26 protein-coding genes and 1 pseudogene are annotated in these 23,775 nt (G+C 50.8%); 17 read left to right on the top strand and 10 right to left on the bottom strand.

The features are described 5' to 3' along the window. Window positions 1-19 precede the first annotated feature (19 nt). Window positions 20-946 (bottom strand): LysR substrate-binding domain-containing protein, encoded by a 927-nt coding sequence (locus ACOI06_RS07365; RefSeq protein WP_420661904.1) that lies wholly within the window; start codon window positions 944-946, stop codon window positions 20-22. Window positions 947-1,133: 187 nt separating this feature from the next. Between ACOI06_RS07365 and selD the strand changes: the two genes are divergently transcribed. After that, entirely contained in the window at window positions 1,134-2,198 is a 1,065-nt protein-coding gene (selD, locus tag ACOI06_RS07360) for a selenide, water dikinase SelD (RefSeq protein WP_420661903.1), read from the top strand. A 48-nt stretch (window positions 2,199-2,246) separates the two neighbouring features. Next, window positions 2,247-2,945: a YggS family pyridoxal phosphate-dependent enzyme gene (locus ACOI06_RS07355; protein WP_420661902.1), complete on the top strand. Its 699-nt coding sequence runs from the start codon at window positions 2,247-2,249 to the stop codon at window positions 2,943-2,945. An 11-nt stretch (window positions 2,946-2,956) separates the two neighbouring features. Here the strand turns inward: ACOI06_RS07355 and ACOI06_RS07350 are convergent, their stop codons facing one another. Continuing rightward, entirely contained in the window at window positions 2,957-3,466 is a 510-nt protein-coding gene (locus ACOI06_RS07350) for a plastocyanin/azurin family copper-binding protein (RefSeq protein WP_420661901.1), read from the bottom strand. A 151-nt stretch (window positions 3,467-3,617) separates the two neighbouring features. Here ACOI06_RS07350 and def point away from each other — a divergent pair, with 151 nt between their 5' ends. The 3 genes from def (at window position 3,618) to ACOI06_RS07335 (ending at window position 4,979) form a co-directional block, all read left to right on the top strand. Continuing rightward, window positions 3,618-4,139, top strand: coding sequence for a peptide deformylase (def, locus tag ACOI06_RS07345; RefSeq protein ID WP_420661900.1), 522 nt, complete (start codon window positions 3,618-3,620; stop codon window positions 4,137-4,139). Between the two features lie 115 nt (window positions 4,140-4,254). Then, window positions 4,255-4,752: an AAA family ATPase gene (locus tag ACOI06_RS07340; protein ID WP_420661899.1), complete on the top strand. Its 498-nt coding sequence runs from the start codon at window positions 4,255-4,257 to the stop codon at window positions 4,750-4,752. After that, entirely contained in the window at window positions 4,749-4,979 is a 231-nt protein-coding gene (locus ACOI06_RS07335) for a hypothetical protein (RefSeq protein WP_420661898.1), read from the top strand. The genes ACOI06_RS07340 and ACOI06_RS07335 overlap by 4 nt, the downstream gene beginning before the upstream one ends. 22 nt (window positions 4,980-5,001) lie before the next feature. On the opposite strand, the gene ACOI06_RS07330 is transcribed toward ACOI06_RS07335, so the two are convergent. Next, window positions 5,002-5,913: a mechanosensitive ion channel family protein gene (locus ACOI06_RS07330; protein ID WP_420661897.1), complete on the bottom strand. Its 912-nt coding sequence runs from the start codon at window positions 5,911-5,913 to the stop codon at window positions 5,002-5,004. 122 nt (window positions 5,914-6,035) lie between these two features. Between ACOI06_RS07330 and fmt the strand changes: the two genes are divergently transcribed. The 8 genes from fmt to ACOI06_RS07290 all read left to right on the top strand — a co-directional run bounded on the left by fmt (window position 6,036) and on the right by ACOI06_RS07290 (window position 15,930). Further along, a complete protein-coding gene (fmt, locus tag ACOI06_RS07325) occupies window positions 6,036-7,010 on the top strand; it encodes a methionyl-tRNA formyltransferase (protein ID WP_420661896.1) in 975 nt (324 codons plus the stop codon). Window positions 7,011-7,027: 17 nt separating this feature from the next. Beyond that, complete coding sequence (gene rsmB / locus ACOI06_RS07320) at window positions 7,028-8,401, top strand: 16S rRNA (cytosine(967)-C(5))-methyltransferase RsmB (RefSeq protein WP_420661895.1); 1,374 nt, start codon at window positions 7,028-7,030, stop codon at window positions 8,399-8,401. 3 nt (window positions 8,402-8,404) lie between these two features. Next, complete coding sequence (locus ACOI06_RS07315) at window positions 8,405-9,067, top strand: DUF4390 domain-containing protein (RefSeq protein ID WP_420661894.1); 663 nt, start codon at window positions 8,405-8,407, stop codon at window positions 9,065-9,067. After that, entirely contained in the window at window positions 9,064-11,415 is a 2,352-nt protein-coding gene (locus tag ACOI06_RS07310; protein WP_420661893.1) for a sensor histidine kinase, read from the top strand. Before ACOI06_RS07315 ends, ACOI06_RS07310 begins: the two co-directional genes overlap by 4 nt. 29 nt (window positions 11,416-11,444) lie before the next feature. Beyond that, window positions 11,445-12,167: a response regulator gene (locus tag ACOI06_RS07305; RefSeq protein ID WP_420661892.1), complete on the top strand. Its 723-nt coding sequence runs from the start codon at window positions 11,445-11,447 to the stop codon at window positions 12,165-12,167. Then, window positions 12,164-13,543 carry a Trk system potassium transporter TrkA gene (trkA, locus tag ACOI06_RS07300; protein WP_420661891.1) on the top strand — a complete coding sequence of 460 codons (1,380 nt, stop codon included), beginning with the start codon at window positions 12,164-12,166 and terminating at the stop codon, window positions 13,541-13,543. Before ACOI06_RS07305 ends, trkA begins: the two co-directional genes overlap by 4 nt. Window positions 13,544-13,555: 12 nt before the next feature. Next, window positions 13,556-15,025 carry a TrkH family potassium uptake protein gene (locus ACOI06_RS07295; protein ID WP_420661890.1) on the top strand — a complete coding sequence of 490 codons (1,470 nt, stop codon included), beginning with the start codon at window positions 13,556-13,558 and terminating at the stop codon, window positions 15,023-15,025. 80 nt (window positions 15,026-15,105) lie between these two features. Then, a complete protein-coding gene (locus ACOI06_RS07290) occupies window positions 15,106-15,930 on the top strand; it encodes a sulfite exporter TauE/SafE family protein (protein ID WP_420661889.1) in 825 nt (274 codons plus the stop codon). Window positions 15,931-15,937: 7 nt separating this feature from the next. Here ACOI06_RS07290 and ACOI06_RS07285 read toward each other — a convergent pair whose 3' ends face one another. Continuing rightward, window positions 15,938-16,858: a methyltransferase domain-containing protein gene (locus ACOI06_RS07285; protein ID WP_420661888.1), complete on the bottom strand. Its 921-nt coding sequence runs from the start codon at window positions 16,856-16,858 to the stop codon at window positions 15,938-15,940. Between the two features lie 56 nt (window positions 16,859-16,914). Here ACOI06_RS07285 and ACOI06_RS07280 point away from each other — a divergent pair, with 56 nt between their 5' ends. The 3 genes and pseudogenes from ACOI06_RS07280 to ACOI06_RS07270 all read left to right on the top strand — a co-directional run. Beyond that, complete coding sequence (locus ACOI06_RS07280; protein WP_420661887.1) at window positions 16,915-17,700, top strand: hypothetical protein; 786 nt, start codon at window positions 16,915-16,917, stop codon at window positions 17,698-17,700. 97 nt (window positions 17,701-17,797) lie between these two features. Continuing rightward, a complete protein-coding gene (locus tag ACOI06_RS07275) occupies window positions 17,798-18,268 on the top strand; it encodes a tRNA (cytidine(34)-2'-O)-methyltransferase (protein ID WP_420661886.1) in 471 nt (156 codons plus the stop codon). A gap of 161 nt (window positions 18,269-18,429) precedes the next feature. Next, a pseudogene (locus ACOI06_RS07270) lies at window positions 18,430-18,723 on the top strand (DUF1016 N-terminal domain-containing protein); the annotation flags it as partial. Between the two features lie 135 nt (window positions 18,724-18,858). Here the strand turns inward: ACOI06_RS07270 and ACOI06_RS07265 are convergent. After that, complete coding sequence (locus tag ACOI06_RS07265; RefSeq protein ID WP_420661885.1) at window positions 18,859-20,214, bottom strand: type II toxin-antitoxin system HipA family toxin; 1,356 nt, start codon at window positions 20,212-20,214, stop codon at window positions 18,859-18,861. Window positions 20,215-20,220: 6 nt separating this feature from the next. Continuing rightward, window positions 20,221-20,481: a helix-turn-helix transcriptional regulator gene (locus tag ACOI06_RS07260; protein ID WP_420661883.1), complete on the bottom strand. Its 261-nt coding sequence runs from the start codon at window positions 20,479-20,481 to the stop codon at window positions 20,221-20,223. Between the two features lie 150 nt (window positions 20,482-20,631). Here ACOI06_RS07260 and ACOI06_RS07255 point away from each other — a divergent pair, with 150 nt between their 5' ends. Beyond that, window positions 20,632-21,228 carry a DUF6088 family protein gene (locus ACOI06_RS07255; protein WP_420661882.1) on the top strand — a complete coding sequence of 199 codons (597 nt, stop codon included), beginning with the start codon at window positions 20,632-20,634 and terminating at the stop codon, window positions 21,226-21,228. Between the two features lie 41 nt (window positions 21,229-21,269). Here ACOI06_RS07255 and ACOI06_RS07250 read toward each other — a convergent pair whose 3' ends face one another. Genes ACOI06_RS07250 through ACOI06_RS07235 form a run of 4 tightly spaced genes read right to left on the bottom strand, consistent with a single transcriptional unit; the run spans window position 21,270 to window position 23,657 of the window. Beyond that, window positions 21,270-22,355: an NAD(P)H-dependent glycerol-3-phosphate dehydrogenase gene (locus tag ACOI06_RS07250; protein ID WP_420661881.1), complete on the bottom strand. Its 1,086-nt coding sequence runs from the start codon at window positions 22,353-22,355 to the stop codon at window positions 21,270-21,272. 27 nt (window positions 22,356-22,382) lie between these two features. Next, complete coding sequence (gene secB / locus ACOI06_RS07245) at window positions 22,383-22,910, bottom strand: protein-export chaperone SecB (RefSeq protein WP_420661880.1); 528 nt, start codon at window positions 22,908-22,910, stop codon at window positions 22,383-22,385. Between the two features lie 48 nt (window positions 22,911-22,958). After that, on the bottom strand, window positions 22,959-23,222 hold the full coding sequence (gene grxC, locus ACOI06_RS07240; protein WP_420661879.1) for a glutaredoxin 3: 264 nt from the start codon (window positions 23,220-23,222) through the stop codon (window positions 22,959-22,961). Window positions 23,223-23,273: 51 nt separating this feature from the next. Beyond that, window positions 23,274-23,657, bottom strand: a complete 384-nt coding sequence (locus ACOI06_RS07235; RefSeq protein WP_420661878.1) for a rhodanese-like domain-containing protein — start codon at window positions 23,655-23,657, stop codon at window positions 23,274-23,276. Between the last annotated feature and the right edge of the window lie 118 nt (window positions 23,658-23,775).

Raw genomic sequence — 23,775 nt, 5'->3', positions numbered from 1 at the left:
GTAATTACAGGTCAGGTGTTCACGAATTGTGAAGACTGGCACCTGGCCATTGACCCGAATCGACCAGTTGTTTCGCGATATCCGCGAGAATACGTCGCATCGCCAGTGCGGCAGGTGACAGTTCTTCTTCCGGCAGCGTGGCCAAATAACTCATACGCCTTAAATCTTTGTCTTTGATGGGCCAGGCACCCAGTGTTTCTCCAGAAATACGGGCAAGTGCAGAACCGGGCTGGATCGTAGCAACTAGACCGGCTTTAACCAAATCCAGAAGCATCGCCAATCCATCAATCTGCGCCACAATGTTTGGCCACAAGTGGGCTTTCTCATAAGCCGCATCTAGCACGGCCCGTAAACCGTGATGACCGGTCGGTAAAACCAATGGTAAATGCACTATTGACTGTAGGGTGACGGATTGACTGCGTGTTGGTTTAAATAAACGGTGGTCTGCGATTAAAAAGAGCTGTTCATCCAGTAGCGGTGTGGTCATCCAGCGCCCGCGCTCGGCGGTGCGAAACACAATCGCAAGATCTAGTTGCCTGGCACTCAGTTGTTGAATGAGATTGCCCGATAGGCTTTCAACGATTTTAAGACGCACGTCTGGATATTGTTCGCGCATCGCTTGAAACAAAGGTAAACCTAAGACAGCCGTGGTTGTGTGCGTTAGTCCTAGACTGACTTGTCCAGAAAGACGTGCGTGTTGCGCCGCATAAACCGCTTCTTCGGCGTGTCGAAGGACAAGTTGTGCTTGCTGCCAGAAAGCCAACCCTGCTTCGGTCGGTGTGACACCGGTTGCACTACGGCGTAACAGGATGGTGGAGAGCTCGTTTTCTAGACGAGCGATTTGCTGGCTTAGGGCCGATGTGACGACACCCAGCGCATTGGCGGCTTGCCCCATGCTGCCGAGTTCAACCACTTTAACGAAGTATCTTAATTGGCGCAGTTCCATGCGTCTGATTTTGACACGGCAAGACGCTGTGCGGTGCGTTTTGTGAGAATTGCTGATGCATGAACAGGCAAACTGTCATTTAATGGAGGACATGGCGATTTGTGTGCCCTTGTTGAAAGAGAGCACTAGCAACCGGTAACACCGAATTTCCCGATCCGATACATTTCTGAAGAGACGCACCACTGATATGACTGATTTAAAAAATAAGAATGATGAGCCCGCATTGACTTCGCTTGCCCATGGTGGCGGTTGTGGCTGCAAAATTGCACCTAATGTTTTAACGGCGCTCTTAGCGCGCTTACCTGTCCCTACGCCGGATCCTAATTTGTTGGTGGGCACGGAAACGGGCGATGATGCTGCGGTTTACCGACTCAATGATGAACAGGCAGTGATCGCAACCACAGACTTCTTTATGCCGATTGTCGATGATCCGTTTGATTTTGGACGAATTGCAGCAACAAACGCCCTGTCGGACGTGTACGCCATGGGCGGACAACCCATTCTCGCATTGGCCATTGTGGGTATGCCAATCAATGTGCTCTCACCCCACACCATTGGGGAGATTATGCGCGGCGGTCAGTCGGTCTGCGCCTCGGCAGGGATTGTGGTGGCGGGTGGACACTCCATTGACTCTGTGGAACCCATTTATGGATTGGCGGCATTGGGTGTGGTCGATCCCAAGTTAATTCGGCGTAACCGCGATGCTCAAGCAGGTGATTGTGTCATTCTCGGTAAACCTTTAGGTGTTGGGATTTTTTCTGCAGCCTATAAAAAGCAGGCATTGGAGGCGGCAGCCTATCAGCAGTTGATCGAGACCACGACCTTATTGAACAAAGCGGGTCAGGCGTTGGCACAGTTGTCAGCGGTGCATGCCATGACTGATGTCACTGGATTTGGTTTGCTGGGACATGCGCAGGAAGTGGCGCAAGCCTCGGGTGTGAGTTTGCATTTGGATGCATCGCGAATCCCGTTTCTGGATTCAGTGCAAGCACTGGCTCAGGCGGGCTATGTGACTGGCGCTTCAGGGCGCAACTGGCAGTCATACGGGCATCAGATTCGAGGTGTGGCAAGTGATGATTTGTTGTGGCGCAATTTGCTCACCGATCCACAAACCTCAGGCGGACTGTTGGTGACGTGTGCACCCGATGCGGTCCAAGATGTTCTGGCGACATTCCGTGCACATGGATGTGGGCAAGCGTCTGTCATCGGTGAGGTTCAGGCGGGTGATGCAGGTTTTGTGCAAGTACGGTAGTCTAAAACGTTGAAATGTGATGAATACAAGAAGTAAGGAGAGTATCCGATGAGTCAGGACGCGATGCGTGAACGTGTGAATGCGGTGCGTGACAGAATAGCTGCGGCGTGTGCCCGTGCCGGTCGTGATCCATCTGAGGTTAGTCTTTTACCAGTCAGTAAGACGTTTCCGGTTGACGCAATTCGTGAGGCGATGGCTTTGGGCTTTGATGCGTTTGGTGAAAACCGTCCTCAGGAACTCGCCAGTAAAGCACAAGCGCTTGAAGCGTCTTATTTACGCTGGGTTGCCATTGGTCAGGTACAGACGAATAAAGCCAAAGACATCGCTCAGTGGGCCAGCGAGCTTCAGTCTCTGGATCGATTGTCTTTAGCTCAGGCGTTACAGCGACGATTGGAACCCCTAGAGCGCACACTCGACGTTTTAGTGCAAGTTAAAACCTCACCGGAAGACACAAAGTCGGGTGTGGAGCCTGAAGAGCTTGTGCCTTTTCTTAAGTCTTTGGAGTCGTACCCGAATCTGCGTTTGAAAGGTTTGATGACAATGGCTGTGCTGTCAGAGGATGAACAAGCAGTACGGGCATGTTTTCGTCAGTTGCGGCAGTGTCGTGATGACGCTGTGGCGCAGGGGATCGATGCCAACCGTTTAAAGACGTTGTCGATGGGCATGAGCGGCGACATGGAGCTCGCAATTGAAGAGGGCTCTACACAAATTCGTGTGGGTTCAGCGATTTTTGGTGGTCGAAGCTAACTGTATTTGAATCAAGGTGTCGGCACGACGCGTAAAGTGCCGCGCATACGGGGTGAGTGTCCACCCACAGTACTTAAGAACCGATAGTCAGTTTCTGTGTCCAAACTAGAGACGTCTAAAATCACTCGGGTTGTTTCACCTCGGCCGATTAAGGGCGTTGCAGCTAGGATGTGTTCGCTGTTGGGGGCTGTCCAGTGATTGATTTCACCGGCTCGATAGGCAGCTCTTGCGACAGTCTCCAGATAAGGTCTGGTGGTTAAAACCCAGTTTTGTGGGGTGGCGGTTTTAGGTAGTCTGCCGATGTGCTCAAGCTCGACGGTAAAACGCTCGCAATTTTGTGGAACATCAATCTGGGTCTGACTGAAACGCAAAGTATCACCCACAGCCAGATGGACTTCGCAGGGGTTGGGCGGGACCAGTGGCGCAACGTCGGTGGTTTGACTGGCGACACTGGTATTCAGTGTAAGCGTCAAACCTAGGATGATCGGTGTGATCAGTAAACGTGTGGTGCGTAGAGTCATGAGTGGCCGATATTAAAGTCAGGATGCTGGATAAACACTTGCGATTACCCTGTATTCTAAGTGATGCTGGCTTTTGAAGAGTTTTTTATGATCCCCCGCTTATTAAAATGAAATCTGGTTTGCATAGACTTTGTCAGGTTAAAATACGACTATGGCTATTTTAAATATTCTTCATTATCCCGATCCACGTTTGCACAAGGTGGCCAAACCTGTTGCACAGGTCGACGATCGTATTCGCCAGTTGGTCAAAGACATGGCTGAAACGATGTATCAGGCGCCAGGTATTGGCTTGGCGGCCACTCAGGTCGACGTGCACGAACGTGTGGTGGTTATTGATCTCTCAGAAGAACAAAATGAACTGCGAGTGCTGATCAATCCGGAAATCCTTTCGCGCAGTGATGACACACAAGTCTACGAAGAAGGCTGTCTGTCAGTGCCCGGTATTTACGAAGAAGTGAAACGCGCTTCCGAAATCCGCGTGAAAGCCCTCGATGAAAACGGTCAGACTCAAGAGTTTGATGCAGATGGTTTGCTCGCTGTCTGTATCCAGCATGAGATTGATCACTTGGATGGCAAGGTGTTTATACAACGCTTATCCAGCCTAAAGCACAACCGTTTGCGCACCAAGATCCTTAAACAGCGACGCGAAAAACAGCTTGAAACGGTTGAGTAGGGAGTACTTATTTCGTTCTTGGATGCACTGCGGGTTAACAAAAAGACATTTTGTGTAGAACGGTAAAGTATCTAGAGGTTGCGTGGTGTTAGTAGCAGAACGACAGGTTTTCATAGTGGCTGGCCCAAATGGCGCTGGCAAGACAACGTTTGCGCGCTCATTTCTGGCGCCCTTAAAGGATGATGTTCGCTTTATAAACGCGGATTATATTGCAGCAGGTTTGTCGCCATTTGATCCGGAGTTAGTCGCGATTAGAGCTGGAAAAATCATGCTAGAAGAAGTCGAAGCATGTTTTAGTCGCGGTGAAAGTTTTGCGATTGAGACGACCTTGTCTGGGCGTAGTTACCTAAAACATATTGCCCGTTGGCAAGCAAATGGTTACAAGGTTCGGCTGCTATTTTTGTTCTTAAATGATGTGAATATTTGTATTGATCGAGTCGCACAAAGAGTCAGTCAAGGAGGGCACGATATTCCAGAGACGGTGATTCGGCGGCGTTTTGATGCTGGATTAAGGTTGTTGCATTCAGACTATAAACATGTTGTGAATGAATGGTTGGTTTTTGATAATTCAGAATTAGATCCAATCTTGATGGAGCAAGGAGTCAATAGGTGAATCGCCAAAACGACGAAACAACCAGTTTTGTGGCGCAAGTGACTGCGGGGTTGAAACGCGCTGCTCAGCTGGCTCGTGAAGACGGGATTAAGTATGGCACGGGCATAGTGGTTATGGTTGACGGCAAGATCGTACATATTTCTGCCGAAGAGCTGAAAGAACAAGCGCGCCAGGAGGAGCAGGCGCGCTTAGCGCAAGAAAGCACAAAATCTGCGGACGAGAATTAAATCTCGAAGGGCGTTACGCCTATTATTGATTTGCAGACTCTTCCTTGAAATTGCTCTTTTCAATTTCAACACCTTGGAGATGAACCACCTGTTGAGAAAATGGGATTTCAATGCCGTTTTCCGGAAATTCTTGTGTAATCATTTCCATTAGCTTACGTTTGACAGGCCATTTGGCCGCGGCAATGGTTTGCAAGCGCACTCTGATCATAATGGCTGAATCTCCCAAACCATTAACACCCATGACTTCGGGTTCTCCAATGATTTTGTCTTGAAATTGTGCGTTCTCACGCATCTGTTGCCCGATCTCACGTAAGACCTCAAACGCTTTATCCAGATCGGTGTCATAGGCAACGCCGACATCCACTAGGGCATAAGCAAACTGACGGCTGTGGTTGCTCACGGTGGTGATGGTGCCGTTGGGGACATAATGCACTGCACCCTCGCCGTCACGCAGGCGTACGTAGCGTAAGGTGACTTCTTCAACGGTGCCAGATTTGCCAGCGACTTCAATAAAATCGCCTTGTCGAATCTGGTTTTCTAGCAACATGACAAATCCCACAAAGTAGTCTTTGACCAAGCTTTGTGCCCCAAAGCTGATGGCGATCCCTGCAACACCCGCTGTGGCTAATAACGGTGCAATTGAAATGCCGAGTTCGCCGAGCACCAGTAAAAACGTGATGACGCCAATGACCACAGACGCCACATAACCGATGATGCGATTAATGGTTTCTAGGCGCTTGCGGTCTTCTAAGTCGATGGCGCGCCGCTCAAGACGGTTATGGACGCTCGTCAGAAAACGGCGCACGAGCTGTCGGGTGATAAAGGCGATAATCAATACCAAAATGACATTGATGCCTGCCACAAGGGCCGACAGCCAGCCGGGCAGCTGTTCCCAGCCCATGAGGTTTAAAATTTTGACGGTAATTTCACGCATAAGGCAACTCTGATTGATGATCGGGACGGCGCATCGACTTTGTGGGTCGGCTTGCGATATCCTTCATAGTAACGACATGACGACAGATCAGTCTAAGATTTGCGTCCATTTTAGGTAATGATATGAGAATTGGTTTTGCAGGAACGCCCGAGTTTGCAAGCACGGTGCTAGAAACACTGATTGCCCGTGGTTATCAGATTAACGTGGTGCTGACGCAACCGGATCGACCGTCTGGCCGAGGTATGAAGCTCACACCCAGTCCAGTGAAGGCTTTAGCACAGTCGCATGGTTTGACGGTTTTGCAGCCCGTGAGTTTGCGTTTAGATGGTCGTCATCCGCAAGATGCGCAAGACGCACAGACGGCTTTACAGGCTTTAAATCTGGATGTGCTGATTGTGGTGGCGTATGGATTGATTTTACCGGCCTGGGTGCTACAGATGCCGCGCTACGGGTGTTTAAACATTCATGCTAGTTTGTTGCCACGCTGGCGTGGTGCTGCCCCAATTCAACGTGCCATCGAGGCGGGTGACACACACACAGGCATCACGATTATGCAAATGGATGAAGGGCTGGATACGGGCGATATGTTGCTAATCGCGCCATTAGAAATCGAACCTTCAGACAACGCACAACGGTTACATGACCGTTTGGCAACATTGGCCTGCACGACGATTGTGCAAGCACTTGAGAAGCTGCAAGCGGGTGAATTGCAACCGCAACCCCAGCCTGAGGAAGGTGTGACGTATGCAGAAAAATTGAATCGGGAAGAGTCACATCTCGATTTGTCTGCACCTGCGTCGGAACTTATCAGAAAAGTCCGTGCTTTTGATCCATTTCCGGGTGCGCGTTTGTCGCTGCCTGGAATTGATGAGCCGGTCCGCGTGTTTGATGCACAAGTCGTTTCTGATGATGGTGTGATCTTGAAACCAGGCAGTCTGGTGGCTGCTAGTGCACAGGGGATTGACGTGATGACAGGTGATGGCATACTGAGGATTCTTGAATTGCAGCGCGCTGGTGCACGCCGTCAAGCGGCCGCATCGTTTTTACAAGGCTGGCGTACAATCCCGGAAATGGGTGCACCGCCTGTTGAATCCTGAGTTTTTCAGAAACCTTTATGACGCAATCCACACAAAAAACCAATCTCGCACACGCCCTGAGTCTGGCGGCACAATGTTTGGCTGATGTGGAATCAGGCCGATCACTGAGTGCGGTGCTCTACAAACTCGAAGGTCCTAATCGTCCGGCTGCATTGGCGTTGGTGTCTCATGCTCTACGTTTCTGGGGGCTAGGGCGCACATGGCGCAGCATGGCTTTAAGCAAACGCGCCTCCAGTGCCGCATTAAATAGCCTAGTGGGCTTGAGCTTGCTGATGCTTGATGTGGCAATGCAAAAAGGGGAAGGCTCGGCTGAAGCAGCCAGTGTGCCCTCACATCAAAGCCCTCTGTCGAGTGATGCGCCAGTCTATCCTGTGCACACGATTGTGGATCAAAGTGTGCGTGCCGCTCGACTACTCATTTCAGCGCCTTTTGCGCCACGTTTAATCAATGCGATTCTGAGACGGTTTCAACGTGAACGGGCCATATTTGTCGAAGCAGTTACGAATGATCCGGTTGCACGCTATGGCTACCCCGTGTGGTGGCAAAAGCGTGTGCAGCAGGCGTATCCAGCGCAATGGGAAGCGATTTTGTCGGTCAGTCGACATAAGCCCGCGTTGGTCCTGAGAGTGAATACGCGAGTCACGACGCTGCAAACTGTGATTGAGGCCATGCAGGCTCAGAACCTGGAAGCTCAAGCCCTAACCGAGGTGGCGTTGTCCGTTCGAAACACGGGTGCGGTGGAGTCTTTACCGGGCTATGACGCGGGGTGGTGGTCTGTTCAGGATTTGTCGGCACAGCGTGCTGCGCAGATTCTCGCGCCTTTTGACGGTGCTAAGGTGTTAGATGCCTGTGCAGCTCCAGGTGGCAAGAGCTCGCATTTGCTGGAGTTGGCGCAGATTGAGCTGACGGCTGTCGATGCTGATGCACGACGACTCGCGATGACAAAACAAAACCTGTCACGCTTACAACTGATGGATCCCGACTGTGTGCATTTGATCCATGCCGATGTACGCAAGAGCCAGTCATGGCGTGCCAATGGACCGTATGATTTGATTCTGGCGGATGTGCCTTGTACCGCCTCGGGTATTGTGAGGCGACACCCCGATATTCCTTGGTTGCGTCGTGAGTCTGATTTAAAGCAGACCACTCACCTACAACGAGAGATCTTGGATGCGTTGTGGTCATCTTTAAAACCCGGCGGACGGCTGTTATTGGCAACGTGCTCTGTGTTTGAAGAAGAAGGCGAGCAACAGGCACAAGCATTTTTATCGCGTTTTGCGGATGCCAAACGACAACCAGCACCTGGGCAGATTTTGCCGATGGCGGCAGGTGAACAGCATGCAACGGGTTTTGATGGGTTCTTTTATGCACTTTTTGAGAAGGGGATTTAAAGCGTGTCGGTGACATCAATCCGTGTCAAACCATGGCTCAACACCTGGAGAGGGAGTGTCTTTAAATTCTGGTGGGTGTTCTTTGTGTTTTGTCTAGGGTTGCAAAGTGTATTTGCACAAACACCGCAAGCGGAAATTCGTCGGATTGACCCGTTGGTTCAGAATGGCCAGTTGGTCATGGATGTGGATATTGGCCTACAGTTGAGTTCAGCCATGCGCGAAGTACTTGAGCGTGGGGTGCCACTGGCTTTTGAGATTGCCATTGAAATCGGAGAGCCACGTTGGTGGTGGTTTGACCGCAAACTGGTGCAGGCGCAATTGTTGCGACGAATCTCTTACAACACATTGACCCGCCAGTGGCGTGTGAGCACGGGTGATTTGGGGATGGTTGTGCCGACTTATGAAGAAGCATTGGATCTGGTGCGGCGTGTCCGAGGCTGGGTGGTGGCACCGATCGATCGTTTTGATTTGGGCAATGCCTATGAAGGGCAGGTGCGTATTCAATTGGATATGACGCAGATGTCACGTGCTTTACAACTGGATGCCGGTAAGCGGGATTGGCAATTAACGAGTGCTTGGCGCACATTCTCGTTTCAGCTCGAACAAGAGAAAGCGACTGAGGTTGAGTCGAACGTCACTACCCCGCAAACCGAGGCCCGATCATGAGACGCTGGGCCGGCTGGCTGATTGCGCTGGGGGCCTGTGCGGGTTTGGGCTTGTTTATCTTGCTGGCTTGGTCCACCGGCAGCGCTTCTCGGCTGGCCGAGCATCATGAGCTACTGGTTTATTTGAATATGGCCTTAGCTGCCGGCTTGATTGTCTGGGTGCTGGGTTTATTGGCTCGACTTGTCTGGCATCTTTATAAAGGTCAGTTTGGTGCAAGACTGACAGGTCGTTTTGCGCTGGCATTTATTTTGATTGGCGTGTTGCCAGGCGCCTTGATCTATACGGTTTCGGTTCAGTTCATGTCGAAATCGATTGAGTCCTGGTTTAATGTGCGGGTGGATACTGCGCTAGATGCCGGTTTGGCGTTAGGTCGCACTGCGTTAGATGCGCAAATTAACGAATTAGATACCCGTGCCAAGGCGATGACGCCTCTGTTGTCAGAGGCCGATGAATCCGATTTGCCCACTTTATTAGCTCGTGTGCGGGACGTGACGGGTGTGAAAGAAGTGGGTGTGTTTACAGGGTCTGGGCGACCGGTGTCGTTTGTGACTGAACGGTTTGGACAGTTGTTGCCGCAAACAATCCCCAGTCATATCCTGAACCAGCTTCGCATCACCCATGGTTATGCGGCGGCTGAAAGTGTCATGAGTTCTGGGCCGCGAGATGTGGCTGCGGGCATGATATTGCGCGTGATTGTGCCTATGGCGAGCGATATGACGCACTCGGGTAGCTCACTTGGGCAGGAAATGCGATGGTTGCAACTGATTAAGCCAGTCCCTGAAAGCCTTGTTCACAATGCAGAAGAAGTGCGTGCAGGCTATCGTGACTATCAGGAACTGGCACTGTCACGCCATGGCTTGAGACAATTGTTTGGTGTGACGTTGACATTGGCGCTGTTGATTGCGGTGTTCGCGTCGATTGCAGTGGCCTTGTATCTGTCCAGACGATTGGTGCAACCTCTATTAACACTGGCGTCAGGCACGCGTGCGGTGAGTGTGGGGGACTTTAGGCCGTTGCCGGAATCCTCACAAAATGATGAGGTTGGTCAGTTAACTCGGTCGTTTAATGCGATGACGCAACAGCTTGAGGAGGCCAGACGTCTGGTCGAGACGAACCGTCGTCAGCTTGAGCGCTCCAAGGTGTATATCGAAAGTATTCTGGCGAATTTGTCTGCCGGCGTACTAGTGTTTGATGAACAGTTTCGATTGACCACATTCAATCAGGGTGCGCAATCGATTCTAGGTGAAGATTTACAGACAGTGATCGGGTATCCGATTGAAACCGTTGAGAGTCTAGTGGCGTTTGGCAATACGATCCGTCGCGCCTTTACGCAGCAAGCAGCCATGAGCAGTGAACGTGTCCACTGGCAAGAACAGTTAGAAGTCATGCTGCCAGAGTCTTCGAATGCGTCTCCCGAGTTACCTTTGGACTTCGGTGAAGAGCATTTGATGCCAGAGCGTGTGATGCGCGAACTGACGTTATTGGCCCGAGGCACGCATTTGTCTGCGCATGGGGCGGGGAACGGTTATGTCGTGGTGTTTGATGACATCAGTGAAGTGATCTCTGCGAGTCGTAGTGTGGCTTGGGGTGAGGTGGCACGGCGCTTGGCGCATGAAATTAAAAACCCATTGACACCAATCCAATTGTCTGCGGAACGTCTGGCCATGAAACTCTCTGATAAGCTAGATGAGAATGATGCAGCACTTCTAGCCCGCTCCACAAACACCATTGTGAATCAGGTGGGCTCCTTAAAACAGATGGTCGATGAGTTTCGTGAATATGCTCGCAAGCCCCCGGCACGTTACGAAGCCATTGATTTGAATGATTTGATTGAAGATGTGTTGATTCTGCATGGTTGGGATCCGCTTGACGGGCCGGGCGATCCGGGCGTGGATGGAATTGCCTATGATATTGAGCTTGCAGATAGGCTGCCTGGGGTGCGTGGTGATCTGACGCAGTTGCGTCAAGTGATCCTGAATTTGGTGGGGAACGCCAAAGAGGCCCTGATCGATGTGTCAGGCGGGGGTATGATTCACATCAAAACCGAAGCAAAAGCTGAAGGTTTGGGGGTGGATGCGAGCGAGCCGGCTGTGCTGTTGACCATTTCAGACAATGGACCGGGCTTTAGCAGCCAGTTGTTACAGCGGGCATTTGAACCGTATATCACCACAAAGGCACAGGGCACGGGCCTAGGATTGGCGATCGTGCGTAAGATTGTTGAAGAACATGGTGGTTATATTGAATTGTCGAACCGACGCACCGGTGGTGCGCGGGTCACGATTTTGTTGGTTCCCTATGTAGAATCAAATGCGCAAGTAGACGCATCGCGTCAGGCAAACGATAATTAAACGAAAAACCTTAGTAATTGAAGGACATTATGGCTCGAATTTTGGTGGTCGATGACGAAGTCGGCATCCGTGAATTGCTTTTCGAGATCCTGTATGACGAGGGTCATACGGTCGAACTCGCTGAAAACGCGGCGCAAGCTCGCGCAGCTAGACAGCGGGCAAGGCCGGATCTGGTGCTACTCGATATCTGGATGCCAGATACGGATGGTGTGACGCTTTTGCGCGAATGGGGCTCCCAAGGTTTGCTGGATATGCCTGTGGTGATGATGAGTGGTCATGCCACGATTGATACAGCAGTTGAAGCGACACGCATTGGGGCAATCGATTTTCTGGAAAAGCCCATCACCATGCAAAAGTTGCTGACAACTGTGGTGTCTGCGCTTAAACGACCCATGCGTGAGTTGCAGGCGGCAGCTCAGAAAAACCTGGCACAAGGTGACGGTGCAGCTGCACCTGCTGGATCTGCGCAGGCCGTGAAAGCCGCAGACGGCGCTGCTGCCGAAGCGTCGGTTGCCGGTGTTTTTGCAGAAGAAGCTGATGAGGCACCTGAAAACCTGCTGGGCAATATTTCGCTGGATCAACCCTTGCGTGATGCCAGAGATGAGTTTGAACGGACGTACTTTGAATATCATCTCGCCCGTGAAAACAACAGCATGACACGTGTTTCAGAGCGCACAGGGCTTGAACGTACACACTTATATCGCAAGCTCAAGCAATTGGGCGTGGAGACGCGTAAGCAGCGCAACACATGAAAATCGTGATCGTAGGCGCCGGGCGGGTCGGAACCAGTGTGGCCGAGAACCTGGTGTCTGAAAAAAATGACATCACGCTGATTGATCTAGACGTCGATCGGCTGATGGATCTACAAAACCGCTTGGACCTTCGAGGTGTCGTCGGTGATGCCGTCGAATTATCCACACTGCGTCGTGCAGGGGCTGAAGATGCGGATATGCTGATTGCTTGTACAGCCAAAGATGCTGTGAATTTGGTGGTTTGTAAAATTGCACGCAGTGTGTTTAACGTGCCCCGTCGCGTAGCACGCCTGCGAAATGTAGAAATCGCAAAAAACCCATCCTTGTTGGGTGAAGATGGGTTTTGTGTGGACGCAGTGATTAGCCCAGAAGAAAGTGTCACAGCCTATCTACAAAAACTGATTGAATTTCCAGAAGCCCTACAAGTCGTCGCTTTAGCCAGTGGTCGCGTCAGTGTCGTGACCATGCGAGTGAGCCGACTGGGCTTTATGGCCAACCATAAAATTGCCGATTTGTCGCTCGCCAATCCTGAAATCCGTGCTCGAATTATTGAAGTTGTGCGCGCAGGTCATACGCTGCCCATTTCAGATAATACGGTGCTGTTGCCTGACGATGAATTGTTGTTGATTGTGGATACAGCACAGGCTCATGAAGCGGTTCATCAAGTTCAGAAAAAAGAAAAGTCGGTGCGTCGAATTATGATTGCCGGTGGCGGCAATATTGGTGCGCGTGTCGCAAAAAATCTATCCGACTCGGGCTATAACGTGCGACTGATCGAGCATGATCTTGCGCGTTGTGAAGAACTAGCAAGCTCTTTGCCGAACAATGTCCTGATCTTGCATGGCAACGGAACCGATGAAGATTTGTTGTCGCGTGAAGGGATTGAAGAGACCGATACTTGGTTGGCGTTGACCAGTGAAGATGAAGACAATATTATGTCGTCGCTTCTGGCCAAACGCATGGGTGCCCGACGGGTGATCTCCTTGATTAATCGTCAGGCCTATGGTGAGTTGATGCAAGCCAGCCATATCGATATCGCAGTCTCCCCCTCCCAGGTGACGATGAGCGAATTGTTGAAGTATGTGCGACAGGCAGACATCGTGGCAGCGCATCGATTGCGCGGTGGAATTGCTGAGGTCCTAGAAATGGTTGCCCATGGTGATCGTAAATCTTCACGTGTGGTGGGTCGCGCTGTACAAGAGTTGGATTTACCCAAAGGTGCTAGTGTGGGTGCGATTGTACGTGGTGAGGACATTGTGCTGCCGGATCCGGAGACACAGATCGAATCTCAGGATCATGTCATTGTCTTTGTGCCGACTCGCGCACAGATTGCTAAGGTAGAAAAGCTTTTTCAGGTTTCGGCCTCCTTTTTTTAAGAGAGAAGCCGCATGACGCGTCTTTTGGCTGTTCTCAATGTGCTGGGCTTTACGATGGCTTTGTTTGCCACGACGATGTTTGTGCCCATGGTGTGGTCGCTCATTCTGGGTGACGGCCAGTTCTTCTTGTTTGTGCAGTCTTTTGCCATTGCGCTGTTGTTTGGCGTCATCCTCTGGTTGGGTGCTTTTAGTGGCCGCGCAGAACTGCGGCCTAAAGATGGTTTTTTGCTAGTCACCCTCGTCTGGTTGTTTTTGCCCCTTTTAGGGACGATTCCGCTGCTGCTGTATTTCCATCAGATTGGACATCCACTGTCCTTTACCGACGCTTATTTTGAGGCGATGTCGGGGTTGACGGCCACTGGTGCGACCGTACTATCAGGGCTCGACACGATTGCCCCTTCAGTGAATTTGTGGCGCTTTACCATGCACTGGGTGGGTGGTATGGGGATTATCGTGTTGGCTGTGGCCATCATGCCTTTATTGGGTGTGGGTGGTTATCAGGTGTTTCGAGCAGAAACCCCTGGGCCCATGAAAGAAGAGAAGCTCACCCCTCGTATTGCGAGCACAGCCAAAGCGCTTTACGCCATTTATTTTGGGTTGTCGATTATTTGCTTTTTAGCGTATCGATATGCCGGTATGTCGTGGTTTGATGCCTGGTGTTATATGGCATCCACTGTGGCTTTAGGTGGGTTTGCCACGCATGACACAAGTTTTGCGTTCTTTGATTCGCCTCTGCACGAAGCCATTGCCATCGTCTTTATGTTGCTCTCAGGGATTAATTTCGCAACCCACTTTAAAGCCATTTCACAGCGTCGTTTACGTGCCTATTGGCATTGTCCAGAGGCCGGGCCGTTTGTCGGTGTGGTGCTGTTTGTTGGTGTATTGATTGGCGTGTATCTCTGGTTTGATGGCGTCTATGCCAATGTTTGGACTGCAATCCGCTATGGCTTGTTTAATACGGTGTCTGTGGCGACGACCGCCGGATTTGCCAGTACGGACTACAGTACTTGGCCAATCGTTGTGCCCATGCTGATGTTATTGCTAGGTATTTTTGCGACGAGCTCGGGCTCGACCGGTGGTGGTATCAAGATGATCCGGGCGTTGATGCTAATCAAACAAGCGCGTCAGGAAATGACCAGCTTATTGCACCCTCATGCGGTCACGCCCGTCCTACTCAAAGGACATCGGATTCCCGATCGGGTGCTGACCTCTGTGTTGGCGTTTATGGTGCTCTACGCCTTGTCCATTGTGATCGGTGTCATGCTGATGCTTTTAAGTGGTGCCGATACGACGATTGCTTTCTCAGCGATCATCGCATGCATCAATAATATTGGACCAGGTTTGGGTGGTGTGGGGCCAGCCGGTAATTATTCGATGTTGAGTGAGTTTCAGGTCTGGGTGTGTACATTTGCGATGATGATTGGTCGTCTAGAGATGTTCACCGTGTTGGTGCTGTTCACAACAGTTTTCTGGCGTAGATAAGTTTTTTGCGTCAATCGTGGATGATGAAGGTAGGCGCTTCGTTATACTGCGACATTGCCTTTTTTTGCGCGTAAATCATCATGGATCCTCTGTTTTTTCTGGCGTATGCCGTGTTGGGTATCGTGGCAGGCTTTGCAGCCGGCTTACTGGGTATTGGTGGCGGGATGCTGCTGGTGCCTTTTATGACTGCGCTACTGACTGCGCAGGGCATTCCTATGGATCTGGTGGTGCATGCTGCAATTGCCACGTCAATGGCTTCCATTATCTTTACGTCAATGTCGAGTGTGCGTGCGCATCACATGCGTCGTGCGGTACGTTGGGATCTCGTCGCTTCATTTGCGCCGGGGATTGTGATAGGCGGGTTAGTTTCAGGTGGCGCAGTCTTTGCCGCCCTTAAAACTGGTTGGCTCGCCTTAGTCTTCTCCCTATTTGTGGGGTATTCAGCCCTACAGATGTTGCGTAACCGTAAGCCCAAGCCTTCACGACAAATGCCAGGCCGTTTGGGAACGGGTGCGGTCGGTAGTGTGATTGGGTTCGTGTCCGGTTTGGTCGGTGCGGGTGGCGGTTTTATTTCGGTGCCATTTATGACGTGGTGTAACGTGGCTTTGCATCAGGCCGTTGGGACTTCAGCAGCTTTAGGCTTTCCGATTGCGATTGCCAATACCGTGGGTTACATCTGGTCGGGTATGCAAGCTTCAGACTTGCCGCCGGGCATGTTGGGTTATGTGTACTGGCCTGCTCTGCTGGTGCTGGTGTTCTTTAGCATGTTGTTTGCACCGTTGGGAGCCAAACTTGCGCACAGCTTACCCGTCGCTACCCTGAAAAAAGTGTTCGCAGCTCTGCTGTTTATGCTGGCCTTTTACATGCTGAATAAAGCAGCCACTGCGTTTCAATGGTTTACGTAACGAACTGTTAAAAATCGCTGGATTGGCGCCGCCCGATCGATTGCAAGCTGATTCGGGTTTCGGTGCCAAGCTGGCGGATGGCGCGACGCCAGGCGTGCCCATAACAAATCTCTAAAGTCAGCGTTAAATGACCATCCGCATTGCGCTGAGATTCTAAAGCCTGCATCAGGCGGGCTAACCACCCTTTAGAAACCAGATTAGCTCGGCGCGCATTGTTGGCATTCCCCCCCAAAACACGTGCGTCTCGCAGTAGGGTTTGTGGATCTTCGTAGGTCAGCGTCAAGACTTCCTGATCCATCACTGGGTCTGCAAATCCGTGCTCAATGAGCATGTCCCCTAGGTCATGCATATCAACAAATGGCATGGCTTCTGTCTCAAGTTGTGCGGTCGCAATCGCACGTCTGAGTTCAATGGCAGTGCCCGGTCCGAAATAGCTAAAGAACGCCAAACCCTCGGGCTGCAGAATTCTGCCCCATTCCCGAATGACGTCATGAACCCGTGGATGCCAGTGCAATGCGAGATTGGACCAGACCAGTTCGATGGATTCTGCGGATAATTGGGTTTGGGCGAGATCAGCAAGCAGTGTTTCGTGCAGGATGGGTGAGCGCAAACGACGCAGTTTTTGTTTAAAACTGTCTAGCCCTTGTTCCTGGCGTAGACGTTTTAACAAGCCTTCATGGTGGTCCTGACTGATGAGCTTGGTCTGTGGATACCGTTGACGCAACATCGCGGTTCGAGCCCCAAAACCGCAGCCTGCATCCAACATCGTGGAAGGCGTTAAACGAATTAGACGCAACCGATCCAGCATGCGATTGGCAATCTCGCCATATAAGAACTCGGCCTCATCTGGACGCTGTGCCCGATTAAATTGGAGTTGTACGTGACGTGGATTAATCGGAAGGCTTTCAGAGACGGTTGAATTTGTCATAGCGGATCTTTAAGGGTGCGTATAGCGCGGCACAATGCTGGATTTTAACAAACGGTATGAGATGTGCTTGGTTCAAGGATTGGTTGGCTTTTCTGGCGACACCCTGCCCTTTATGTGGTTTAAGTAGTCGGCGAGGTGATTTGTGTGCAGGGTGTGATCAGGATGTGTATGCCACACGCCATAGCCGATTGCTGTGTGTTGGGTGTGCGAATGATTTAAGCGTGCACAAAACGCCTCTACCAACGTGGAACTCAGCTCATCAGTCTGATCAAAACGCTGCGGCCATCCATTCTACGGGTAACTCTAATCCGAGCGTCAATACACAGCACATGTCTCAGGGATTGTGTCGACTCTGTCAACGGATACCCAGACCGTTTGATGCCATGTTTTGTGCGGTTGATGATTGTTTCCCGGCAGCTTTAATGATTAATCGTTTTAGCCGTTGTGCGACCGATTTAACTTTAAGTCCGGTTCTGGCCGCATTGATGTGGCGTAGTTGCCAGAGCTGGTTGCAACAGCATCCGATCTATCAGCCTGATTTTTGGGTGCCCGTTCCCGCGAGCAATGCCCAGTTAGCACGTTGCCACTGTAATCCATCTCAGGAACTGGCGCGATCGTTGAGTCGTTTAACAGGAATTGCACGGTTGCCTAGTGCGCTCAGGCGCATAGAAGATGCAGGGATCGAAGACCATGTCACTGCGCAACGCTTTGAGCACCGTAGGATTGGTTTGGTGCTGGACAGTGATCGTGAATTAACCGTGATTCAGCAAGCGGCCCAAGTCTGTCGTGCCATGGGGGCGAGTCACGTGATTGTGCTGTGTGCAGCCAAACAGATCGACTGAAGAACCCAATACCCAGTGTTTGAACCGTTAAAGCAACCGGACTGCCGTAAAATTGCGGCAATCATGTTTGCCACAATCTTCATCAAAACCCCTCGAAATGTTTCATGTCATCTTAGTTGAGCCAGAAATCCCACCCAATACTGGGAACGTCATCCGCTTGTGCGCCAATACAGGGACGCAACTTCACTTAGTGCGCCCGCTGGGGTTTCCTTTAGAAGACAAACGGATGCGACGTGCAGGTTTGGACTATCACGAATGGAAAGCCATGCAGGTGCATGACACGTTGGCTGAGGCGCTTAAAGCCACAGGGGCTGATGTGAGCCGTCGGTTTTGTATGACGACCAAAGGGTCTTCACTGATTGGTGGACATGCGTTTGAAGCAGGTGATGTGTTTGTCTTTGGGCGTGAAACAGCAGGATTGAGCCCAGAACAGCTGGAGTTGTTTGCCACTGAACAGCGTTTGCGCTTACCCATGTTGCCTGAGCAACGTAGTCTGAATCTATCCAATGCCGTCGCAGTGACCGTATTTGAAGCCTGGCGTCAGCAAGGATATGCGCAAGGCGTCTAACGAATCGATGTCACACGAAACTGGTTTAACGCAGAACCGACTTCTGCCATTTAGTGCGGTCAGCGTGGAACAGAAATTGATTAGACTGTATGGGCAAGCATCAATCGGCAGTTGCTATCAGCAGTGTAAAAGGTTTTAGGCAAAAAAATGCTTATCGCCTTCGACGATTCAGCCGACAGAATTTGCAGCAAATGCGGGCGTTCTTTGTGACTTGGCCAATTTGCCAGACACTGTCTGGCAAATTGAGTCTTTCCCAATTGGCACAGGTATTTGTGTTGCCGTGGTCGGCCTATGTCCGGTTGTTATCTGTTCAGGATGCCCATGCACGTCAGTTCTATGAAACCGAAGCCCTATGAAGCGGATGGAGTGTGCGCCAGCTTGACCGACAGATTAGCAGCCAGTTTTACGAGCGAACAGCCTTATTCAAAAACAAGGCTGCGATGCTGACCAAGGGGCAAGGATATGCGCAGAGCGTTAAACGAGTCGGCGTCACATGAAACTGGCATAGCACAGAACCGACTTCCGCCGTTTAGTGCGGTCAGAACATGGTTTTGTTCTTTATTCGTGTCAGCATTGTCATCCTGCACGGGTTATCCAGCTAACCGTTTGGCAGCGTTTTGTAGTCCTGTAAAGATCTGGTCTGCGATGTATTCCGGAAAGCTTTCTGGAAGCTGTGCTCGAACAGTTTCTATGACGTGAGGTGTTTGGGCGACGATCTCGTCAAGAACAGCATCAACGCCTAGCCCGTCTGAAGTTGTGATGCCATATTCATTGCCTAGACCAATCCAGTGTCTGCGTAGAATGTTTTTCATGATCCAGTGCGCGTTTTTTGAGCGCACTGCCATAGAAAGCTTCACCTTAAATGGAGAAAGCTTATTGGCGCCCATGCCGATGACAGGATATGCGCAGAGCACATCATAGAGTGGCGTTAATTCGTAACCACCATTTGGATTTAGAAAAATACTGAAGTTTTTTGCATGTCCATCCGTTGCCCCTAGCATCCAAAAAAGAACCTGCGTTCGAAAGAAAAAACTCTGATCGCGCCTGGGATGACTAGCGCCTGTGAGTAGGTTCATAATCGTGCGTATACCGGGTCCACCATCAGATTCATACTTTAAATGCGGCGGTGTGCCTGTTGCTTGACACAGATCTTCTTGCGGCAATCTGACCAGCCATTGTTTTTTTTCTGATGTTTCTCTCCAAGCACGGTCAAACCGTTCAACCACTAAAACGCGTATGTCTCCAAACTGAGCAATTTGTGAGTGTGCGACTGGAAGTCCGTATGCTTGTAGGATTTTTGCGCATAACCACTCGTTTTCGATTGAGTTACGCATGTCAATGTTTAAGTTGCCAATCACGCCCATAGGCAGTTTTAAAATGTGGGTGGTGGGTGTTGCGCCGTGTGGAATGCACCATTGACCCTCATGCCAAAGCAAAGCGGTTTTCTCTTGTGCTCCGGCAATAGAAATCCGAAAGTCGTCATAGTCAGAGACTGTCCTTTGCAATAAGGACGTAGCTACGGTATTGCGCAATACCGTAGCTACGTCATCATCTGTGAGCCGAGTTGCCTGAATGCTTTGAATGTCGTCAGGAGGTGTATCTGGCGGCAAAATCTGCAATGCGCCTGCACAATCTCGACCAATCTCTTTTAAAAGAGAAAATGCGTCTGTAGATTCCGTCCGAAACCGGCGAGCGACGCGTTCACGAATATCTTGGCTGTCTGGCAGCAGGTTTTCAAAAAAAGCGTTGACGACTGCTCCGCGGTGCGGTTGGTTACCTGGCGTGAAAGGCAAAGACAATGAAAGAGGTCGTCCTTGCTCAGACTCAGCCCATGCTTGATCGTACTGAAGCATGGGGCCGACAGATGGTTCGTGGCTCCAAACTCCAACAAAATGCCCATTTATCCAGAGATGAAGTTGTCGTGATTGTGGTGTGCGATCTTTCATGAATGATCACCAGTCTAACGTAGTCGCTGTTTTTGTTGGATGTTTGGCATTTTTCTCGCGCAGTACGAGATCAGCGCCAAGAATGCCTAGCAAAAGTAGAAGTCGGTCCGCGCTCATTTTGTCGGCATTGCGTTCTAAAGCCGAGTAAGTTTGCTGCGTCACGCCTAAGCGTGTCGCCACAGCCGCCTGTGTTAAGCCAGCTTGCTTACGAAAGGCCCGAATCATGATGGGGAATTGTGCGGTTGTACGGATTGTGAAATCAGACATACAAATCTCATACTGTATTTACGTAATACAGATTTTAATTTGTAAATCAGAAATACACAATATAATTTGTATCCGTTGTTAGCCTGTTTCTCTATGATCTTGAAAGTGTCAGAAATTTTGTTATGTTTTTGACAATCAGGAAATCACTTTATGCAGACTCTTTCCAACAAGATACTTGGGTGTGCCATCGGCTTGCCGGAAGGTGCGCTTTTGGTTGCAAAAGAGTTGTTGCATCTAGGTAATCGTGCTGCCGTGGGCCAAGCCTTATCACGCCTTGCGCAACGAGGTGATTTGTTACGGGTGAGCCGGGGTAACTATGTGTTGCCAATCAAAAGTCGCTTTGGCAGTCGGGCTCCCTCAGTGGGCAAGGTGCTCGACAATTTGGCTAAACAATGTGGAGAGATCATCGTCCCACACGGTGCGACCTCGGCCAACGCGCTCGGTCTCACAACCCAAGTTCCCATGCGGGCTATCTATCTAACTTCTGAACCAAGCCGACGTTTGAAACTAGGCGCACAAACAGTGGAGCTACGACATGCACCCAGATGGCAATTGATCTATCCGGGTCGTGCTGCTGGTGACATCGTTCGAATTCTGGCCTGGTTAGGCCCAGACAAAGCGAGCAAGGCAATACGTTCATTGCGCGCTAAGCTGCCTTACTTAGAGTTTTCAGAAATTATTTCAACGCGTGCACGCTTACCCAGCTGGATGAAGCAGGAAATTGCCGCTCTGGTGCCTCATGAGTGAATTTTTCAGCTTATCCATGGGTGACAATCTTATTGACTAGGTCAAATATCCCGAGCAGGGTCGCGGGTCATGAGTTGGGTCACACAATCCTGTGCCGAGAGACCTTCAAACAGTACGGCATGGACGGCTTCAGAGATTGGTAGGTTGACGCCTAGTGTTCGGGCGCGTTCCAGGACTGCGCCAACGCAGCGTGCACCTTCGGCTGTGATGCCTTGGTTCAAAAGAACCTGAGGTGATTGACCTTGACCGATGGCTAAACCGAGTTGACGGTTTCGGGACAGATCGCCGGTGGCGGTCAGCACAAGATCACCCAGACCAGTGAGTCCCGCAAAAGTGCTGGCTTGAGCACCTAACGCAACACCAAAACGACGCATCTCAGCCAGACCTCGGGTTAGTAAAGCAGCGCGGGCATTGTCACCTAGTTCCAGACCATCAGAGATACCGCAAGCAATGGCCATGATGTTTTTAAGCGCACCACCCACACTCACACCGAGGACGTCAGTGCTTTGATATACGCGAACATGCGGGCTGTGTAGGGTTTGAATAGTGGCTTCACAAAGCGCTTCATTCTCACTGGCGATGGTGAGGGCGACAGGTAGACCTTGCGCAACTTCTTTTGCAAATGAGGGGCCAGACAATGCGCCGATGGGAACGGTTTTGTCGGCAGCTTCAAGTTCTGTTTGCATGATTTCATGCGGGAGTTTGGCAGATTGGGCATCCAATCCTTTACATGTCCAGATCAACCCTAGGATACGTCCACCCGTTGCTTGCAGATCAGCCAGAATTTTTTCTGTGATTGCAGGCAATCCCGCCATTGGGGTGCCAAGAATAACTAGGCCTGCCCGAGAGGCTGGTTGATTGGGACGTTCTGTGACATGGGCCAAGGCTCGATGCAGATCGGCTTCGAGCATGAGTGCGTCAGGCAGCCGAGTTTGTGGAAGGTAACGTGCATTGATGCGCGTTTGAACCATTTGCTCAAGTTGTGCCGGATCACGACTCCAAAGGACGGTTGATGTATTGCGACTGAATGCGCAAGCGAGCGCAGTCCCCCATGCGCCAGCCCCGACGACCACGACGGGACAATTGTCTGTGTCGTGGTCTGTTGCGGTATTGACTGGCGTTGTCATAGGAGATTGAGCGGGTCCTGCAACCATTTACTGGCGCGTTGTACCGGGTGGCAGAATGATGCCTGAGTCTTCTTGGGGTTGTTGCTGAGCTTCTTGCTGAGCTTGTTCCAGACGTTGCTGATAGAGTGCTTGGAAGTTGACGTCGGTCAGATGCAATGGTGGCAATGAAGCACGTGTGATGGCATCCGCTACGTTTGCACGCAGGTATGGGTACAGCATGCTGGGGCAAACGATGCCAAGCAATGGATCAACCTGATCTTCTGGGATGTTTGTCAGTTGGAAGATACCGCCCTGAGTGGCTTCAATCAGGTACAGAACTTTGTCTTCAATTTTGGTGGTGACAGTAATGGTCACAGCCGATTCGTACAGAACCTCGGACAGACGCTGTGCCGCAATGCCAATGTTGACTTCAACGCTGGGGGACTCTTGCTCCAGAAAGATTTCTGGTGCGTGAGGCAATTCTAATGACAGATCTTTGATATAGACGCGCTGCAGGTTAAAAGCAGGTGCATTGCCTTGTTCGGCATTGCCGGCAGCGGAGTTCTCTTGAGACATATTGGTTTCCATTCAAAAAATAAAAGGTTGGCTGACTAGTGCAAAAGATCAGGATGCTGCATTGAGCAAAGGCATGAGCTCATCCGCACGGTCAAGTGCCGCTAGGTCATCATAACCGCCAACGTGAGTTTCACCGATGTAGATCTGAGGAACGGTGCGTCTTTGTGTGCGCTCCATCATCTCCATGCGTTTGGCTGGGTCCTGATCAATACGGATTTTTTCAATGTTGGCGACACCGCGCTTGTTCAGCAAAGCTTCTGCACGATCGCAATAGGGGCAGATGCCTGTGCAATACATCACAACATGATTCATGGTAATCATTGGTCCTTGTTGGTTAATAAGTCGTCGTCAAAACCTGACAGTCTAACGCTTCGTCGTGGTGGGCAGGTCGGCACCGACCCATGCGCTTAAGCCGCCCTTCAAGACGCTGACTTGCGTAAAACCGGATTCACGCAGTTTTGCGGCGGCGCCCACGGCGAGTTGGCCACGATCACAAACGACGATAATGGGTTTGTCTTTAGGCTCTTTTTCCAAGCGCGTCTCAAAATCCTTTACTGGAATGTTGCGAGACTGTGGAATGCGACCCTTGTCAAACGAGCCAGGGGCTCGGATATCTACGATTAATGCATCTTGATGATTCATCATTTGCACGGCTGCGATGGGCTCAACCATCTGTCCCGCGCGCTTATTTTGAATCGAAGGCCACATGAGCATCAGTCCGGAAAGGACGGCTGTGGCGATGAGCATAAGATTGTTAGTTTCCAGAAAAAAGTCCACGATTTCCCTTAAGACAAGTCAAGTCCGTATCGGACAATAGTTTGGATTATAAAATGGTGGCACCTCTTTAATCTTATTTGACCCAAAT

This window comes from Orrella sp. 11846, from assembly GCF_048820935.1.
GTDB lineage: Bacteria > Pseudomonadota > Gammaproteobacteria > Burkholderiales > Burkholderiaceae_B > Algicoccus.
Note: the sequence above shows the minus strand (reverse complement) of the source record. Positions and strands in the feature narration are given on the sequence as shown.

What these genes read in the sequence shown, in the direction of transcription:
- ACOI06_RS07365 (WP_420661904.1), bottom strand. Translation starts at nt 946, where the DNA reads ATGGAACTGCGCCAATTAAGATACTTCGTTAAAGTGGTTGAACTCGGC.
- selD (WP_420661903.1), top strand. Translation starts at nt 1,134, where the DNA reads ATGACTGATTTAAAAAATAAGAATGATGAGCCCGCATTGACTTCGCTT.
- ACOI06_RS07355 (WP_420661902.1), top strand. Translation starts at nt 2,247, where the DNA reads ATGAGTCAGGACGCGATGCGTGAACGTGTGAATGCGGTGCGTGACAGA.
- ACOI06_RS07350 (WP_420661901.1), bottom strand. Translation starts at nt 3,466, where the DNA reads ATGACTCTACGCACCACACGTTTACTGATCACACCGATCATCCTAGGT.
- def (WP_420661900.1), top strand. Translation starts at nt 3,618, where the DNA reads ATGGCTATTTTAAATATTCTTCATTATCCCGATCCACGTTTGCACAAG.
- ACOI06_RS07330 (WP_420661897.1), bottom strand. Translation starts at nt 5,913, where the DNA reads ATGCGTGAAATTACCGTCAAAATTTTAAACCTCATGGGCTGGGAACAG.
- fmt (WP_420661896.1), top strand. Translation starts at nt 6,036, where the DNA reads ATGAGAATTGGTTTTGCAGGAACGCCCGAGTTTGCAAGCACGGTGCTA.
- rsmB (WP_420661895.1), top strand. Translation starts at nt 7,028, where the DNA reads ATGACGCAATCCACACAAAAAACCAATCTCGCACACGCCCTGAGTCTG.
- ACOI06_RS07310 (WP_420661893.1), top strand. Translation starts at nt 9,064, where the DNA reads ATGAGACGCTGGGCCGGCTGGCTGATTGCGCTGGGGGCCTGTGCGGGT.
- ACOI06_RS07305 (WP_420661892.1), top strand. Translation starts at nt 11,445, where the DNA reads ATGGCTCGAATTTTGGTGGTCGATGACGAAGTCGGCATCCGTGAATTG.
- trkA (WP_420661891.1), top strand. Translation starts at nt 12,164, where the DNA reads ATGAAAATCGTGATCGTAGGCGCCGGGCGGGTCGGAACCAGTGTGGCC.
- ACOI06_RS07295 (WP_420661890.1), top strand. Translation starts at nt 13,556, where the DNA reads ATGACGCGTCTTTTGGCTGTTCTCAATGTGCTGGGCTTTACGATGGCT.
- ACOI06_RS07290 (WP_420661889.1), top strand. Translation starts at nt 15,106, where the DNA reads ATGGATCCTCTGTTTTTTCTGGCGTATGCCGTGTTGGGTATCGTGGCA.
- ACOI06_RS07285 (WP_420661888.1), bottom strand. Translation starts at nt 16,858, where the DNA reads ATGACAAATTCAACCGTCTCTGAAAGCCTTCCGATTAATCCACGTCAC.
- ACOI06_RS07280 (WP_420661887.1), top strand. Translation starts at nt 16,915, where the DNA reads ATGAGATGTGCTTGGTTCAAGGATTGGTTGGCTTTTCTGGCGACACCC.
- ACOI06_RS07275 (WP_420661886.1), top strand. Translation starts at nt 17,798, where the DNA reads ATGTTTCATGTCATCTTAGTTGAGCCAGAAATCCCACCCAATACTGGG.
- ACOI06_RS07265 (WP_420661885.1), bottom strand. Translation starts at nt 20,214, where the DNA reads ATGAAAGATCGCACACCACAATCACGACAACTTCATCTCTGGATAAAT.
- ACOI06_RS07260 (WP_420661883.1), bottom strand. Translation starts at nt 20,481, where the DNA reads ATGTCTGATTTCACAATCCGTACAACCGCACAATTCCCCATCATGATT.
- ACOI06_RS07255 (WP_420661882.1), top strand. Translation starts at nt 20,632, where the DNA reads ATGCAGACTCTTTCCAACAAGATACTTGGGTGTGCCATCGGCTTGCCG.
- ACOI06_RS07250 (WP_420661881.1), bottom strand. Translation starts at nt 22,355, where the DNA reads ATGACAACGCCAGTCAATACCGCAACAGACCACGACACAGACAATTGT.
- secB (WP_420661880.1), bottom strand. Translation starts at nt 22,910, where the DNA reads ATGTCTCAAGAGAACTCCGCTGCCGGCAATGCCGAACAAGGCAATGCA.
- grxC (WP_420661879.1), bottom strand. Translation starts at nt 23,222, where the DNA reads ATGAATCATGTTGTGATGTATTGCACAGGCATCTGCCCCTATTGCGAT.
- ACOI06_RS07235 (WP_420661878.1), bottom strand. Translation starts at nt 23,657, where the DNA reads ATGCTCATCGCCACAGCCGTCCTTTCCGGACTGATGCTCATGTGGCCT.